The sequence below is a fragment of the Streptosporangium sp. NPDC023615 genome, from assembly GCF_040640155.1.
Taxonomy (GTDB): Bacteria; Actinomycetota; Actinomycetes; order Streptosporangiales; family Streptosporangiaceae; genus Streptosporangium.
Genome location: NZ_JBFABE010000017.1, coordinates 65935 through 82452 on the forward strand (window position 1 = coordinate 65935; position 16518 = coordinate 82452).

The 16518-nt window shown below is 70.1% G+C and carries 10 protein-coding genes and 1 pseudogene; 1 reads left to right on the forward strand and 10 read right to left on the reverse strand.

Annotation, left to right across the window (positions count from 1 at the left end; genetic code table 11):
* Window positions 1–188 precede the first annotated feature (188 nt).
* The 8 genes from AB0G16_RS15530 to polA form a co-directional block, all read right to left on the reverse strand.
* Window positions 189–3509 carry a LamG-like jellyroll fold domain-containing protein gene (locus AB0G16_RS15530; protein WP_362804724.1) on the reverse strand — a complete coding sequence of 1107 codons (3321 nt, stop codon included), beginning with the start codon at window positions 3507–3509 and terminating at the stop codon, window positions 189–191.
* A 799-nt stretch (window positions 3510–4308) separates the two neighbouring features.
* Window positions 4309–4986 (reverse strand): SDR family NAD(P)-dependent oxidoreductase, encoded by a 678-nt coding sequence (locus tag AB0G16_RS15535; protein ID WP_362804727.1) that lies wholly within the window; start codon window positions 4984–4986, stop codon window positions 4309–4311.
* A 134-nt stretch (window positions 4987–5120) separates the two neighbouring features.
* Window positions 5121–6317, reverse strand: a complete 1197-nt coding sequence (locus tag AB0G16_RS15540; protein ID WP_362804730.1) for an SLC13 family permease — start codon at window positions 6315–6317, stop codon at window positions 5121–5123.
* 63 nt (window positions 6318–6380) lie between these two features.
* Window positions 6381–6980: a dephospho-CoA kinase gene (gene coaE, locus AB0G16_RS15545; RefSeq protein ID WP_362804733.1), complete on the reverse strand. Its 600-nt coding sequence runs from the start codon at window positions 6978–6980 to the stop codon at window positions 6381–6383.
* A gap of 235 nt (window positions 6981–7215) precedes the next feature.
* Window positions 7216–7671: a GNAT family N-acetyltransferase gene (locus AB0G16_RS15550; protein ID WP_362804736.1), complete on the reverse strand. Its 456-nt coding sequence runs from the start codon at window positions 7669–7671 to the stop codon at window positions 7216–7218.
* Window positions 7672–7867: 196 nt separating this feature from the next.
* Entirely contained in the window at window positions 7868–9370 is a 1503-nt protein-coding gene (gene rpsA / locus AB0G16_RS15555; RefSeq protein ID WP_362804739.1) for a 30S ribosomal protein S1, read from the reverse strand.
* A gap of 220 nt (window positions 9371–9590) precedes the next feature.
* Window positions 9591–10715: a polysaccharide deacetylase family protein gene (locus tag AB0G16_RS15560; RefSeq protein ID WP_362804742.1), complete on the reverse strand. Its 1125-nt coding sequence runs from the start codon at window positions 10713–10715 to the stop codon at window positions 9591–9593.
* 211 nt (window positions 10716–10926) lie between these two features.
* Complete coding sequence (gene polA / locus AB0G16_RS15565) at window positions 10927–13734, reverse strand: DNA polymerase I (protein WP_362804744.1); 2808 nt, start codon at window positions 13732–13734, stop codon at window positions 10927–10929.
* A gap of 119 nt (window positions 13735–13853) precedes the next feature.
* Here polA and AB0G16_RS15570 point away from each other — a divergent pair, with 119 nt between their 5' ends.
* Window positions 13854–14225, forward strand: a complete 372-nt coding sequence (locus AB0G16_RS15570; RefSeq protein ID WP_362804813.1) for a hotdog fold thioesterase — start codon at window positions 13854–13856, stop codon at window positions 14223–14225.
* Between the two features lie 690 nt (window positions 14226–14915).
* On the opposite strand, the pseudogene AB0G16_RS15575 reads toward AB0G16_RS15570, so the two are convergent.
* Both AB0G16_RS15575 and AB0G16_RS15580 read right to left on the reverse strand, forming a co-directional pair.
* Window positions 14916–15653 (reverse strand): annotated as a pseudogene (locus AB0G16_RS15575) (amino acid ABC transporter ATP-binding protein); the annotation flags it as partial.
* Between the two features lie 7 nt (window positions 15654–15660).
* Window positions 15661–16509, reverse strand: coding sequence for an amino acid ABC transporter permease (locus tag AB0G16_RS15580; RefSeq protein ID WP_362804747.1), 849 nt, complete (start codon window positions 16507–16509; stop codon window positions 15661–15663).
* Window positions 16510–16518: the final 9 nt, after the last annotated feature.

Genomic DNA, 16518 nt, shown 5'->3' on the forward strand with positions numbered 1-16518 from the left:
AACATGAAACCGGATGCATCGACGAGTACGTAACCATCTTGTTGGAAGTTTCCTCGACCTGCCACGACGATCGGGTTTTCGGCCGACAGCGGCATCGACGATCAGCCGTGGTTCGTGCTCCGAATTGCTACCGAGGATGTACCCCACTCGTTCCAGCTGTTTCCCTCGCCGCCTGAGCCGGTTGCCGGTCAGGGTACGGCTTTGGCGGTGACGGTTGTGGTTTCCCAGTCGCTGACCCCGTAGGCGGATCTGGCTCGGACCTTGATGGTGTAGGTAGCGCCTTTCGCCAGGTCGCTGATGGCGACATAGGGGTCCACGACCTCGAACGTCTTTGTCACGATGCCGTCGCTGTCCACCACCTGGACGTCGTAGCCGTTCGGAACGGCGACGGTGCCGTGGGACGCGGGCGGTGCCCAGGTGGCGAGCGTGCTGTCATCGCCCCCTTGCGCGGCCAGGTCGAGCACCTTGCTCGGTGGTCCGGGAAGCAGGTAGGTAAGGGCGAGCGAGGGCTGCGCCGTGCCGTCCGGGTCTCCGAAGACGACGGCCTCATCCCTGTTGGAGGTGAGCAGCAGCCACTGATGTTCGTTGCCCGCGATGTCGGCCCGCGCGTCACCGAGAGGCAATGCGAACGGTGAAACCGTCGTGTCGGCGTCGCGCGCCAATTCCGATCCCGTGGATTCGCCGGTCACCGAGCTCAGGAGCGGCGTGGCGGTGATGACCGCACCACGTGGACATGTGCCTTCCGGGCAGGTCGGCGTACCGAGTTTGAGGATGGCCTTACTGATGGCCGCACCCTCGGGAAGCTTGTCAAAATCGAAGCTGATCACCGCGGCGGTCCTGTCGGTACCGGTGTCACCGATCCGCATCACCGCAGCGTCGGTCACCTCACACGGTGCGCCGTCACAGGCGGTCGGATCGGTCTTCGCCGTCCTGATGACCAAGTCGTCCTTGCCCAGGGTCAGGTGCCGGACGTCTTCCGCGCGCGGCCTGGCCTGGGGGGCCGGGGTGGTGAAGCTCACCGCGGCGGTCTTGTCGGTGCAGACCTCCTCCAGGCCGCCACCGGCGGCCGGGGGCGTGGTGCTCGTCGGAGTCGACGTGGGGGGCGTGGTTCCGCCTCGGCCGACGGCGCAGGCGGTCATCTGCCAGGTGTAGGTGGTGCCGGGTCGCACGGTTCCCGCGGGGATCTGCAGGGAGGCGCGCTCGCCACCGTTGACGGTGCGGGTCCCCAGCGGCACGGTGCCGACCGGTGTGCCGTCCTGCCTGTAGAGGTAGTACTTGGCAGTGACCGGCCCGCCGGAGGGGCGGTCGACCACGCCGCTCAGGACGGGCTGTGCCGGGTCGGTCATGCCGGTTCTGGTGTCGCTGGGCGGTGTCGCCGCGTCGGAGGTGATGCGGTAGGCCGGGGATCGGTTGCAGGAGGGCGGCACGACACCGGTGCGACATGCCTTGACCACGAACGTGAGGCCGGCCGGGTCGTCGAGGGAGAGGATCCGCTCGGGGGTCTGTTCGGCGGGCACGTTGTCGTCGGTCGTGGTGCCCGGGGGGGTGGCCATGGCGCGCAGGTCGGCGGGCGACAGGACGCGCTGGTAGACGTGTAGGTCGTCGATTGCGCCGGTGAAGGGCGTGGCGGTGCCGGCGAACTGGCCGCGGCCGAGTTGGAAGCCGCCGCGGGCGTTCCAGTCCACGGTGTGGTCGCGTTCGCCGGCCGGTTCACCGTCGACGAACAGGCGGATCCTGTGAGCCGGCCGGTCGTACTGGACGGCCAGGTGGGTCCACAGACCGATCCGGGCGACGTTCTTGGAGACCGCCCATCGTTCGTGGACGGTGTCGGGGATGTCCGGGGTGACCTGGTCGAACACCCACCGCTGGTCCAGCCCCGAATAGCCGGAGGCGGCGAAGGCGAGGGTGAAGGCGGGCTGGTCGACGCCCCGTTGGGAGAAGATCACCTGGTCCCTGGTGTTGTCGTCGAGACGGACCCAGGAGGTCACCGTGTAGCTCTGGTCGGTGTCGAGCACCGGGCCGGAGGTCGAGCCGGTCGCCCCGTTGAGGTCCACGGCCTGACCTGTTTGCCCAGGAACGCGGTTGTAGCCGCCCGAGAGGGTGACGGGCCGGTCGCGTCCGGAGGCGTCGGCCGCGGTGGCACCGGTGGTCTCGTCCAGCTTCCAGTGGGCGGCCTCGCCGGTGGGCGACCGTACGGGCGGGGACGTCGTCGTGGAGCCGTCGACGCTGACGGTGTAGTCCAGCGCGGTCCCCTCCGGCACGCCGGACCTGTAGGTGACCTTGACCGCGGTGGAGCGGACGATCGCGTCGTCACCGTTCAGGGAGTCGATCGACTCGACCGCCACGGTCGGGATCTGCGGCGGCAGCATCCAGTCCACGGCCAGCCTGGGGACGTTCCGGCCCCACGGCTGCGTCCACAGGGGAGGGACTTCCGTGGTGTTCCAAGGGGCTGCGGATTCGTCGGTCAACCGGAGCATCAGGCCGTGGTTGGCGGTGCCTCCGGCCCACTCCCGGGTCGTCGCGGTCAGATCCCGGCTCCACACCGAGCCTCCGGCACGGAGCAGGGAACAGGCGCTGATGGAGGTACGCCCCTCCGTGGTCGTGGAACGCCGATCGCCCCAGGATGTGCCGTCGTCCACCCGTGCGCCGGTGACGCGGTTGGCGAAGATCGATCGGTGGTCGGTCTGACAGGCGTCGGCGTCCTCGCGAAGCGTCAGCCGCATGGTGGCCTTGATCACCTGACGTCCGGTGATGGGGGCGGTGTCGAAGGCCATCAGAGCGTGCCAGGCCCCCGGCCGGTGGGTGCACGTCTGGTTCGGCCAGGTTCCCTTGCAGCGCCGATGGTTCTTCCCGGCGACGGCGCCGGGACCGGTCCGGGCGTTCGGGGAGACGATCCCCGCCTCCTGGGTGATGCCCAGGGTGGTGGGTTCCATGGTCACCGGATATCGCGTGACAGGGTCGGCCAGCCATGCCGCGTCCGGCCTGAGCACCAGGACGGTCTTACCGTCCTTGGTCTCCACCTTCGTCGCGACCTTGGCCTCACGGCCCGGCTGATCGTCGGCGGTGTCCCACATCCGGGGCGCCGGCGCCGACACGGTGGTCGTGCCCTTGGTGTCCTTGAGTGCCAGCCCGCCCCCCTTGGCCGTCGAGAGCGTCAGTCCCTTGGTTCGTACGGGCAGGCGGAACTCCACCGGCTTGGCGGGCCGCTCCCGCAACACCACCTCATGCCGGAACCCCGAGGGCAGGGCCGTCACGACAAGATCGACACTGGGGCCGGCCGCGCCGGCGTACCGGGCGACATCGCCGGTGATTTCCGGGCGCGGCAGTGGCGCCTCCCAGGACAGGGTGACACTCTGCTTTTCACCCCGCGTCAGCGAGGCGAAAGGGCCGTCACCGCCGAGAGAGAAACTCGTATTCGCCTTGGCGAGTTTCGGCTTCAGCACGCCGTCCCGCTCCACGAGACCGGTATCGACCCAGCCCCACGCGCCGTCGGCCTTTTTGAGCTGCACCGGCCCGCCGTAGGCATGCGTGGTGAAATGCCCGTCAGGGAAAACCCACACCCGCGAGGTCTCCGTGAAGGCGCTCTCCACCGGCACCGGCCGGCCGGACCGACGCGCCTGATCCGCCGCCGCCCGCAGCGGAGCGTCCGGGTCCTGCGGCTTGGGAAAAGTCGTCATCGACGGTGGAGCCGACACCGCGGCAGGAGCAGGTTCGGGATCGGCCGACGCCCCCGTGACCCCCGTGGCCCCCGTGGCCCCGGAAACCAGCAACGACGCCGTCACCGCGAGCATGGTCGCGATCGCCGACCGTCCAGAAGGCCTGTCGATCCGGGAGATGAGCCGAATTCTCGACCTGTTCACGAACTCTCGCTCATCAAGATGCTCAGACGACCAGCCGGAAAGGGTGCATCCACCCCGACAGAATAACACAAGAGGTATAGACGTAACAAATTACCATTTATGCAGAATTGTTCCCTCGTTAATTGATTTTCAATATCATCGGACAATTTCACGTGGTCGAACAGATGGGCGACGGCACTCACGGTGTGCCTGCTCGCGGCGTCCGGCCAGAACGGGACCGAACCACGTGCATCGAAGATCGATCCACTCCGATCGAACCTCACGCCGGTACTCCCTGAGCACACCGACGCATCGATCGCCCGACGGACGTCGCACCGAGCGACTCGGATCTGTCCGCGAGTACCCGGATCAGGTGGCGACAGCGACAGCAGCTCCGCCGGGGTCTGCGGTCGCCGGCTTGTCGTTCTTTCAAAAGAGCCGGAATCCGTCCGCTGCCCGGCGACACGGCTCAACGCGGCGTCGGCAGTACGGACAGTTCGCAGGCATAGGCGTCGGCCGGTGCGTCGAGCACCCAGACGATCATCTCGGCCAGTGTCCGTGGCTGGATGCAGGACTCGGGCTCGTAGGGGCGTCCGAAGGCGTTCCTGACCTCGCCCAGCAGATCGGTCGCGGTACCGCCGGGACAGACGGTGGTGACGCGTATCCCGTGGGCCGCCTCCTCCTCGCGCAGGGAGTCGGCCAGCTCCCGCAGGGCCGCCTTGCTGGCGACGAAGGCCGACCAGCGCGGGACGCCCGTCATCCCGGGTGAGGCGTTCACGAAGATCACATGGCCCCTGGAGCGCCGCAGCGCGGGCAGCGTCAGCCGTACCAGTTCGGCGGCGGAGGCCACGTTCACCGCCAGGGTCCGCCGCCACGTCTCGGGGCCGGTGTCGGCGACGGCCCCGACCGGGGAGATTCCCGCGCAGTGCACCAGCGCCTGCACCTCCCCCGGTTCCCCCGCGTCCTCCAGCGCTCCCACGGCGGCGGCCAGTGACCCGGGGTCGGACAGATCCGCCTCGATCCCTGGCACCTCCAGGCGTCCGACGTCGCGCCCCACGGCGGTCACGCGATGCCCGGCCTCCAGCAGCGCACCGACCAGCGCCGTCCCGATTCCTCCGCTGGCCCCGGTCACCAGTACATGTCCCACGGCGGTCTCCCTCCTCGGCGTGCGGTACGTGTGATCATCCCCGCCGGGAGAGAGCCGCACAACATCGTCCGCCGCCGGGACGCGGCACGACCCCCGGAACGGAATCGGCCGGGCCGCCACGGCGGCGGTGTCGTTCAGGCGGTGAGCAACAGGGCTCCAACCGTCGCGGTCACGCAGGACACCACCAGGACGGTCCCGGTCAGCACGAAGGTGAGCATCGGGACCCGCACTCCCCTGCGGCGGCACCACTCGAACCAGAGCAGGGTGGCGAGGGAGGCCCACGGGGTGATCACCGGGCCGACGTTGGTGCCGATGAGCAGGGCGAGCAGCAGGTCGCGGTCGCCGGCGGGGATGACGTGCTCCACCACGGTGTAGGCGGGCAGGTTGTTGACCAGGTTGGACAGCGCCGCGCCGACGGCGGCCACCCGGTAGGCGCCGGCCGCCTCACCGCCCTCGCCGGTCCCGATCAGGGCGCTCATCACCCCCGCCAGCCCGTACCGGCTCAGGGTGGGCACGACCAGGAACAGGCCGACGACGAAGACGAGGAGCTGCCAGGGGAACAGCGCCAGGGTGAGCTTCGAGCGGTCACGCCAGGCGAAGGCGGCGAGCATCAGGGCCGCTCCGGCCACGGCGGCGAGCTGGATCGGCACCTCCAGCAGGATCGCGGCGACGAACAGCGCGCACGCCCCGGCCGCGATCCTGAACAGCAGCGGGTCGGAGACCGCCTCGGCGACGGGCGGCCGGTAGCGGCCGGTCCCGCGCGGGCCCCGGCGTCCCCGGCGCCAGAAGAACACCCACAGCAGGACCGCGGTGACCGCGATGGACACGAGCTGGGGGAACCAGAGCCTTCCCGCGAACTCGCGGGCGGACATGCCGAGCCGGTCCACGGCCAGCAGGTTCGTCAGGTTCGAGACCGGCAGGAGCAGGGCCGCGGTGTTGGCGAGCCAGAGGGTCGTCATGGCCGGTGGCAGCGCGGCGATGCCGGTCCTGGCCGCGAGGGCGAGCATGACGGGCGTGAGCAGCACCACCGTGGTGTCCAGGTTCAGGAACACGGTGACCAGCGAGGCGAAGGCGACGCAGAGCAGGAAGAGCGCGGCGTGGTTCCCGCGGCCGAGCACCGCCAGCCGGGTGGCGACCACGTCGAAGACCTGGGCCTCCTTGACGAGCTCCGCCATGACGATCACCGCGGCGAGGAAGAGCAGGATCGGCCCGATCCGCTCCATCTCGGCCCACGCCTCGCGGGCGGGAAGCAGGCCGGTGGCGACGAACAGCAGGCCGAGCCCCAGGAGGGCGAGGCGGATCAGGTTCAGGGCACTCGGTCTGCGTGGCACATCGGCAAGGATGGCATGCCTGACCTGCCACGACGTTGCCGGGGAGCGGACAGCGCGGACGGGTCAGGCGGTGGCGCGGGCGGTGAGGTCGGACCAGAGGTCGTCCATCCGGGCCTCCAGCTCCTCCAGGGTGCCGTCGTTGCGGACGACGATGTCGGCGATCTTCAGGCGTTCCTCGCGGGTCGCCTGGGCGGCGATCCTGGCCCTGGCGTCCTGCTCGGTCATGCCGCGCAGGTCGAGCAGGCGGGCGAGACGGACCTCGTCGGGGGCGTCCACGACGACCACGAGCTCGTACATGCCCGCGAGGCCGTTCTCGGCGAGCAGCGGCACGTCGTAGACCACGATGCCGCCGGTGGGCGCCTGTTCCTGGAGCTCGGCGATGCGGGCGCCGACGAGCGGGTGGACGATGGCGTTGAGCGAGGCCAGCTTCTCGGAGTCGGCGAAGACGATCGAGCCGAGTCTCTCCCGGTCGAGGGAGCCGTCCTCGCGCAGGATCCCGGTGCCGAAGACGCCGACGACGCGCGCCAGGCCGGAGGTGCCCGGCTCGACCACCTCGCGGGCGATCTTGTCGGCGTCGATGACCATGGCGCCTCGGGCGGCAAGCCGCTTGGAGACCTCGCTCTTGCCGGACCCGATGCCGCCGGTAAGCCCCACCTTGAACATGATCCGCAGCATACGCGGTACGGGACGTGCCACAGGGCCTGCGGCCCCTCGGGTCTCGCCCGACGCGCCGGCGGGGCCGTCCGCGGGCCCCTCCTCGCGACCCCTCAAGGTGCGCTCCGGCGGCCGCCTGTACCGCTGCCGGGGCGCTCCGAAGGACCCCGGGAGGCCCGTTGCGGCAAAGGGGGTCACTGTCCTGTGAGGCGCTCCCAGGCGTTCCCGGCCCGGCGAGGCCGCCTCATGGCTCCCGGCGCATGTGCACCAGCGTCAGGTGGTCGCTCATCCGTTCCCGGCCGGTCTCGCGGTAGCCCTGGCGGCGGTAGAGGCGCAGGTTGGCCTCGGACAGGTGCCCGGTGAACAGGTCGAAGGCGAGGGCGGTGGCGGCCTCGGCGTGCAGGGCGGCCAGCAGGGAGCCGCCTATGCCCGCGCCCTGCCGGTCCGGGGCGACGACCAGGCGGCCGACCAGGCAGGTCGTGCCCGACATCCGGCCGCGTACCGCGCCCACGATCCTGCCGCCGTCCCTGGCGACGAGCACGACGGCCGTCTCGACGGCCCTGCGGACCTGGTCGGCCGACTCCACCAGGGGTGGGATGAACGGGTCGCCGTAGAGCTGGGCCTCGCCCACGTAGGCGGCGCGCTGCACGGTCAGGATCTCGCCGGCGTCCCCGGGTCTCGCGCACTCGATCACGGTCACGGCGTCACCCTAGCCGGAACGCGGGAACCGGCGGAGAGGCGTGAAGGTCCCGCCGGGGACGTGGGAAGCCCCGCCGGAGCGGGAACGCCGGGAACGGCCCCGGACGCGGGAAGCGCTCCCGGACGGGGAAAAGGGCCCCGGACGCGGAAAGGGCCCCGCCGGAGCGGGGCCCTTTCGTGGAACGTCTACCGCGTGATCAGTTCTGACCGCCCGCGAGCTTCTCGCGCAGAGCCGCGAGAGCCTCGTCGGAGGCCAGGGCGCCACCCGCCGGGGCGGAGGAGCCGCTGCTGGCGGCACCGGTGGAGCCACCGGCCGGCGGGGTCTCGCCGGAGTAGGACGTGGGGGCCGCCTCGCCCGCCTCGGCCTCGGCCTTGCGGGCCTCCTCGACCTGCTTCTTGTGCGCCTCGAAGCGGGTCTGGGCCTCGGCGTACTGCCGCTCCCACTCCTCGCGCTGCTTGTCGAAGCCCTCGAGCCACTCGCCGGTCTCGGAGTCGAAACCCTCGGGGTAGATGTAGTTGCCCGAGTCGTCGTAGGTCGCCGCCATGCCGTACAGCGTGGGGTCGAACTCGACGTCGGCGCCCATGGCACCCTCGTTCGCCTGCTTGAGCGACAGCGAGATCCGGCGGCGCTCGAGGTCGATGTCGATGATCTTCACGAAGATCTCGTCACCCACCTGGACGACCTGCTCGGGGATCTCGACGTGGCGCTCGGCCAGCTCGGAGATGTGCACCAGGCCCTCGATGCCCTCCTCGACGCGGACGAACGCACCGAACGGCACCAGCTTGGTGACGCGACCCGGGACGACCTGACCGATCTGGTGGGTACGGGCGAACTGCTGCCAGGGGTCTTCCTGCGTCGCCTTGAGCGACAGGGAGACGCGCTCGCGCTCCATGTCGACGTCGAGCACCTCGACGGTGACCTCCTGGCCGACCTCGACGACCTCGGAGGGGTGGTCGATGTGCTTCCAGGAGAGCTCGGAGACGTGGACCAGACCGTCGACGCCGCCGAGGTCGACGAACGCACCGAAGTTGACGATCGAGGAGACGACGCCCTTGCGGACCTGACCCTTCTGCAGGGTGTTGAGGAACGTCTGGCGAACCTCGGACTGGGTCTGCTCGAGCCAGGCGCGGCGGGACAGGACCACGTTGTTGCGGTTCTTGTCGAGCTCGATGATCTTCGCTTCGAGCTCGCGGCCCACGTACGGCTGGAGGTCGCGGACGCGCCGCATCTCGACCAGGGACGCCGGCAGGAAGCCTCGCAGGCCGATGTCGAGGATGAGACCACCCTTGACGACCTCGATGACCGTGCCGGTGACGATGCCGTCCTCGTCCTTGATCTTCTCGATCGTGCCCCAGGCCCGCTCGTACTGAGCGCGCTTCTTGGACAGGATCAGGCGGCCTTCCTTGTCCTCCTTCTGGAGGACCAGGGCCTCGACGTGCTCGCCAACCTCGACGACATCCGCCGGGTCGACATCGTGCTTGATCGAGAGCTCGCGCGAGGGGATGACACCCTCGGTCTTGTAGCCGATGTCGAGCAAAACTTCGTCTCGATCGACCTTGACGACGGTGCCCTCGACGATGTCGCCGTCGTTGAAGTACTTGATGGTCAGGTCGATCGCTGCGAGGAACTCTTCCTCGGAGCCGATGTCGTTGACCGCTACCTGCGGGGTGCTCGAGGTGGCCTCAGTGCTGCTCGTCATGTGTGGAGATGCTCCGAACGCGGACAGATGTCGATGTGGCGAACGCGCGGCAGGCCTCTTACCGTCAGCCGAAGAATTGACGTCGACATGATCGAGCGCGAGCCCACTCCGTCCGAGACACGCGCGAGCCCACAGCGCAGCGATCAGCATATGAGACCAGACGGGTGTGGTCAATCCGACGACCCTACGCGACCACGGGCCGCGAGGTCGACGATCTCGCTCAGTACACGTTGATCAAATGTTTCCGATCGCTCCTGATATTATCCCGAAGTCCGCGTGGGACGGAGATGCGGCCCGGGTCGCCGTCCGCGGTGTAGCGCTCGCGGGGGTGCCTGTCGAGCCACTCCAGCCAGTACTGCGAACACCATTTCCGGCATTCACCCTTTTTACCGTTGCTTTGGACGCGCTGAATGGAGCGGTGGTCGTAGCGCTTGTCGAACGGCGACACCGACGGCTCGGCCCCGGCCAGGAAGACCCCCTTGAAGCGGTACGGGGTCCCCTGCCACTTCCCGGCCTGCACGGTGGAGCGCTTGCGGGGCATCGCCCCGAACGGCAGCGCCATCGTGTCGGAGGGGGGCACGCCGAGCCGTTTGAGCAGCCGCTCCAGCCGGGCGAGCTGGCCGGCGATCTGCTTCTTCCCCAGGCTCGGCAGGTGGGGGTGGCTCCAGGTGTGGTTGGCCACCTCGAATCCCCGGTCGACGAGCCAGCGCACGGCCCGTTCCTGGTCGCGGTGCTCGCGCAGGCCGAAGGGGTGGTTGTTGATCCAGAAGGTGGCCACCGGCCGGAAACCGGGGTACTTCCTGGCGACCTGGTAGATGATGCCGACCGCGCTGTCCCTGGCCGGCGCGCCGTCCGCCTGGAGCGAGAAGTGGCTGTGGTGGCCGTCGTCGAAGGTGAGCACGACCGGGTGCTTGCCCGCGGGGACGTCCATCCGCCCGGTGGCGAACTCCCGCGCGGTGACCGGCACGTAGCCGCCCCTGGCGAGCCTCTCCAGCTCCTTGCGGACCTGGGCGGGCGTACGGTCGATCGAGGCCAGCCGCTTCTTGGTGATCCGGTGGTACATCAGGATCGGGACCGCTCCGGCCTCGTTGGCCTTGACCTGCCGGGCGAACTCGGGCGAGGCGGTGACCGGCGGCGGCAGCTCGGCCGAGGGCAGGCTCGGGGTCGGCGAGGGGGAGGCGGACGGGCCGGGTGGCCCGGACGGACCGCGCGTGGGGTCGCCGGACGCGGCCGCCCCGGGCCTGGCGGGCGGGGTGGGGAGCGTGAGGAGCACCACCACCGCCATCGTGACGACCAGCACGTTGGCCAGCATGATGATCCGCGTCAGGGGGATTGAACTCAGCACAAAACTCCCGTGCCCATCGAGCTTATCGGCTGGGTGACCACCCTAGAACAGACTCGGACAGGCCCGACCAATCAACAGGCTCCACCCTCCCCACGCCGCACCAGCGAGGCCGCGGAAAGGCATGCGGACGACCTCCCGGACGGAGGCCGTCCGGGAGGGGGACGGAAGGGACGCGGGGGGCGGCCGGTCGGTGCGCCGGTCGGTGCGCCGGTCAGTGCCCGGCGTCCTCCCAGGTGCGTCCGACGCCCACCGAGACCGCAAGCGGGACCCGCAGGGAGTAGGCGGCGTTCATCCGGTCGCTGACCAGCTCGCGCAGCGTCTCCAGCTCGCCGGGGGCCACCTCGAACACGAGCTCGTCGTGGACCTGGAGCAGCATCCGGGAGCCGAGCGAGGCCTCCTTGAGCGCGTCCTGTACGCCCAGCATGGCGATCTTGATGATGTCGGCGGCCGATCCCTGGATGGGCGCGTTGAGCGCCATCCGCTCGGCGATCTCGCGGCGCTGGCGGTTGTCGCTGTTGAGGTCGGGCAGGTAGCGGCGCCGGCCCATGATGGTCTCGGTGTAGCCGTCGTTCCTGGCCTGGGCGACGATCGCGTTGAGGAAGTCGCGGACGCCGCCGAACTCCTCGAAGTACTCCTCCTTGAGCGACCGCGCCTCGGGGACCGGGATGCCGAGCTGCTCCGACAGCCCGAAGTCGGACAGGCCGTAGGCGAGGCCGTAGTTCATCGCCTTGATCTTGGCGCGCATCTCCCCGGTGACCTTCTCGGGGTCGGTGTCGAAGACCCGCGCCGCGGTGGCCTTGTGGAAGTCGTGGCCGGACTCGAAGGAGGCGATCAGCGCCTCGTCGCCGGACAGGTGGGCCATGATGCGCAGCTCGATCTGGCTGTAGTCGGCGGTCAGCAGGGTCTCGAAGCCCTTGCCGACCGTGAAGCCCTGGCGGATCCTGCGGCCCTCGGCCGTGCGGATCGGGATGTTCTGCAGGTTGGGCTTCTCCGAGCTGAGCCGGCCGGTGACCGCCACGATCTGGTTGAACGTGGTGTGGATGCGGCCGTCGTCGGCGATCTCCTTGATCAGGCCCTCGACCGTGACCTTGAGCTTGGCCTGGTCGCGGTGGCGCAACATGATCGTCGGCAGCTCGTGCTCGGTCTGGGTGGCCAGCCAGGCCAGCGCGGAGGCGTCGGTGGTGTAGCCGGTCTTGGTCTTCTTGGTCTTGGGCAGGTTGAGCCGCACGAACAGGATGTCCTGGAGCTGCTTGGGCGAGCCCAGGTTGAACTGCTCGCCGCCCATGGAGGCGTGCGCGGCCTCGACGGCCTGCTTGACCGCGGCGCCGAACTCGGCCTCCAGCGCCTCCAGGTGGTCGCGGTCGGCGGCGATACCGGCCCGCTCCAGCTCGGCCAGGACGGTGACGAGCGGGAGCTCCACGTCGCGCAGCAGGTGGATGGCGCCCAGCGGCTCCAGGAACGCCTCCAGGGCGTCGGCCAGCTCGCCGACGGCCATCGCCCGCAGGGCCAGCTCCCGGGCGCCGTCGGCGTCGTCGTCGTCGAACAGGCTGGCCTGGCCGCCATTGTCGGCCTCGCTGCGCAGCTCGCGCCTGAGGTAGACGCGGACGAGGTCCTCCAGCGGGAACGAGCGCTGCCCGGGCGTGGCGAGGTAGGCCGCCAGGGCGGTGTCGCAGTTCAGGCCGCACAGCTCCATGCCCTGCGCCCAGAGCGCGAGCATCGGCCCCTTGGCGTCGTGCACGGCCTTGGGGATCGAGGGGTCGGCCAGCCACGCGCGCAGTGCCGCCTCGTCCGCCTCGGTCAGCGTGGCCGGGTCGACGAACGCGGCCCGCCCGCCCGTCCGCCTCGCGGCCCCGGCTCCGGCGCCTGCCTCGGCTCCCGCGCCGGTGCCGGCCTCTGCATCGGTTCCCGCCCCGGCGCCGGCTCCCGTCTCGTCCGCCGCTCCCGCCGCCGCGATGGCGATGCCGTCGATGCGGCCGGTGCCGCTGCCGTAGGTCCCCCGGAAGGCGAGGCCGGCGCGGCCCCGGGGCAGGGCGCTCAGCCAGGGGGCCACCTCGTCGGGCCCCAGGACGACGACCTCGATCTCGAAGCCCTCCTCGGCCTCGCCGGTGGCCTCGGTCGAGGCGACCGTCTTGAGCACCCGGTCGCGGATCTCGCCGCGGAACTCCAGCGTGTCGAGGATCTTGTCGATCTCCTCGCGGTGGGGCTTGCCGAGCGACAGGCCGCCGACCTCGCGGTCCACCGGGACGTCGCGGACGAGCTGGGTGAGGCGCCGGTTCATCAGGACCTGGTCGAGGTGGTCGCGGAGCTTGTCGCCGACCTTGCCCTTGATCTCGTCGATCCGGTCGACCAGCGCCTCCAGCGAGCCGAACTCGCGGATCCACTTGGCCGCGGTCTTCTCGCCCACGCCCGGGATGTTCTTGAGGTTGTCGCTGGAGTCGCCGCGGATGGCGGCGAAGTCGGGATACTGCGCCGGGGTGAGCTCGTACTTCTCCAGCACCGCCTCGGGGGTGAAGCGGGTCATGTTGCTGATGCCGACGCGGGTCATCAGCACGGTCACGTTCTCGTCCACGAGCTGCAGCGCGTCACGGTCGCCGGTGACGATCAGCACGCTCATGTCCTGCGCGGAGGCGCGGGTGGCCAGGGTCGCGATCAGGTCGTCGGCCTCGTAGCCTGCCAGCGACAGGTGCGGCACGCCCAGCGCGTCGAGCATCTCGTGGATCAGGCTCATCTGGCTGCGGAAGCTGTCGGGGGTCGCGCTCCGGCCCGCCTTGTAGTCGGCGTACTCCTCGTGGCGGAACGTGGGCTCGGAGCGGTCGAAGCAGACCGCCACGTGGGTGGGCCGCTCGTCCCTGAGCACGTTGACCAGCATCGAGGTGAACCCGTAGACGGCGTTGGTCTTCTGGCCCGTGCTCGTGGAGAAGTTCTCCTCGGGGAGGGCGTAGAACGCCCTGTAGGCCAGTGAATGACCGTCCAGCAGCAGGAGACACGGACGAGTGGGGGTCGCTTCGCTCTTCGGCACAGCGAAAGCCTAGTCTCCTCCTACGACAGAAAGCCTGGCCTCGCTCGACAGGAGACGTCCCCTTGACCATGACAGACCCCGACGAGTCCGCGCGGTCGACCCGGGAACGGGTGGGCGCCATGCACCGGAACACCCTCGTGGACAGGATGGGCATCGAGATCACCGAGGCCTCCCCCGAACGGGTGGTCGGCACGATGCCCGTGGAGGGCAACATCCAGCCCTACGGCCTGCTGCACGGCGGCGCGTCCTGCGTGCTGGCCGAGACCCTGGGCTCGACCGGCGCGGCGATGCACGCGGGCGAGGGGCGCATCGCGATGGGCGTCGAGATCAGCGCCACCCACCACCGCTCGGCCACCACGGGCCTGGTCACCGGCGTGGCCACCCGGGTGCACGGCGGCCGGACGCTGGCCACGTACGAGATCGAGATCGTCGACGAGCGGGGGCGCAGGGTGTGCAGCTCGCGCCTGACCTGCATGCTCCGCGACGCCTGAGGAGGCGGACGCGCGAGGGGCGGCGGGCACCCGAGGGGCGGCGGGCCTCAAGGAGGCGACGGACGTCAGGGGGCGGCGGACGTCTGATCACATCTCGTACTCGATCATATTCGGACCGCCTTTTTGCCCTCTCCGAGCGACCGGTCCGCTACGGTGGGTGACGGTGACGCCCGCGGGAAGGCCGAGTAGAAAACGTACGGGGTCGGGGAAGCTTCGTATGGCGCCAAAGGTCTTCCCCGGGCTCGCCGGGATCGTGGGGCGGCCGGGATCCACCCGGCCCCTCCCAACCCCTCCCACCCCTTGACGCATCTCGACACGCCGGAGAACCCTTCCGTGTTCCGGCGGGCTCTCCACGGGCCGAGGATCCCCCGGCACGCCGGAGACGCGGCGCGCGGCAACGGCGGCGCGTGAGGACCGCGGCGCGCGGGGACGGCCCGGTGCCGGCCGGGCCGTCCGCCCGAGGGGTCAGCCCTCGCCCGGCATGGAACCGGGCGACGAGGCGCCGGGCCCCGCACCCGCCGGGGCACCGGAAGGCGTATCCGAAGTACCCGCCCCGGCCGCCGGCGTGCCGGCGGTGGCGTCGCGTGAGGCGTCGCGCGGGACACCGTCCGCCCGCCGGGCGGCGTTCCCGGCGTTCCCGGCGTTCCCGGCGCTCCCCGTGTCACCGGCGTCACCGGCGTCGGTGTGGGTCGGGTCGAGGACACGACGCAGGAAGGTCTTCGTGCGCTCGTGCGTCGGGGCGCCGATCACCTGCTCGGCGGGGCCGTCCTCCACGATCACGCCGCCGTCCATGAACACGACCCGGTCGGCCACGTCACGCGCGAAGGCCATCTCGTGGGTGACCACGAGCATGGTCATCCCCTCCTCGGCCAGCTTGCGCATGACCGTGAGCACGTCCCCGACCAGTTCCGGGTCCAGTGCCGAGGTGGGCTCGTCGAAGAGCATGAGCGCCGGGTTCATCGCCAGCGCACGGGCGATGGCCACCCGCTGCTGCTGGCCTCCGGAGAGCTGGGCCGGGTAGGCGTCGCACTTCTCGGCGACGCCGACCTTCTCCAGGTTCTCCCGGGCGATCCGCTCGGCCTCGGCCCTGCCCCGCTTCAGCACCCGCTGCTGGGCGATCATCACGTTCTGCAGCGCGGTCATGTGCGGGAACAGGTTGAACTGCTGGAAGACCATGCCGACGCGGCGGCGGGCCGCGTCGATGTCGACGTCGACGTCCGTCAGCTCGACGCCCTCGACGAACACCTTGCCGGCCGTGGGCTGCTCCAGCAGGTTCACGCAGCGAAGCAGCGTGGACTTGCCCGAGCCGGAGGGGCCGATGACGCAGACGACCTGGCCCGTGTCGACGGAGAAGTCGATGCCCTTGAGCACCTGGAGCTGGCCGAACGACTTGTGCAGGTCGCGGATCTCCACCGCGTGCCGGTTCATCGCCGGTTCACCGTCCTCTCGTCTGACGGGCCTCGAGGCGGCGTACGACGATGCCCAGGGGCACCGTGATGATCAGGTAGGTCAGGCCCGCGACCACGAAGGGCGTGGCGTCGGCGCTGTTGATCGCCGCGTCCGAGCCGAGCTTGGTGAGCTCGATCGTCGCGGCGGTGATGCCGAGCGCGGAGACGAGCGAGGAGTCCTTGAACAGCAGGATCAGCTCGTTGGTCAGCGGCGGGATCACCAGGCGCAGCGCCTGCGGGATGACGACCGACACCATGGCGCGGGTGTGCGACATGCCCAGCGTCCTGGCGGCCTCCATCTGACCGCGCGGGACGGCCTGCAGGCCCGCCCTGAAGGTCTCCGCCATGTAGGCGGCGGCGACCATGCCCAGTCCCACGGCGACCTTGCCGTAGACGTCACCGGGGAACTGGAGTCCCTGGAAGGCGATCGGGATGCCGAACCCGATCAGGAGCAGGACCAGCAGGGCCGGCAGGCCCCGGAAGATCTCGACGTAGATGAGCGCGGCCCACCGGTAGGGCGCGGCCGAGGACATCCGCATCAGGGCCAGCACCAGGCCGAGCACGAAGCCGATCACGTAGGCGCTGAGGGTGTAGATGATCGTGTTCTTCAGCGCGACCGTGAAGAGCATCGGCAGCATCTGCCTGGCGGCCTCCACGTCCAGGAAGTGCTCCCGGATCGTGGCCCAGTCGACGGTCGCGATGATCAGCCCGAGGATCACGAGCACGATCGCGTACTGGACGCCGAGGATGATCCTTCGGCGTTTGCGCGGGCTGAGACCCCCTCCGCCGCGAGGGGTCGCGACGGGGGGAGGCTCGTTCGTCGTGGTGGTGGACATGGACGTCTC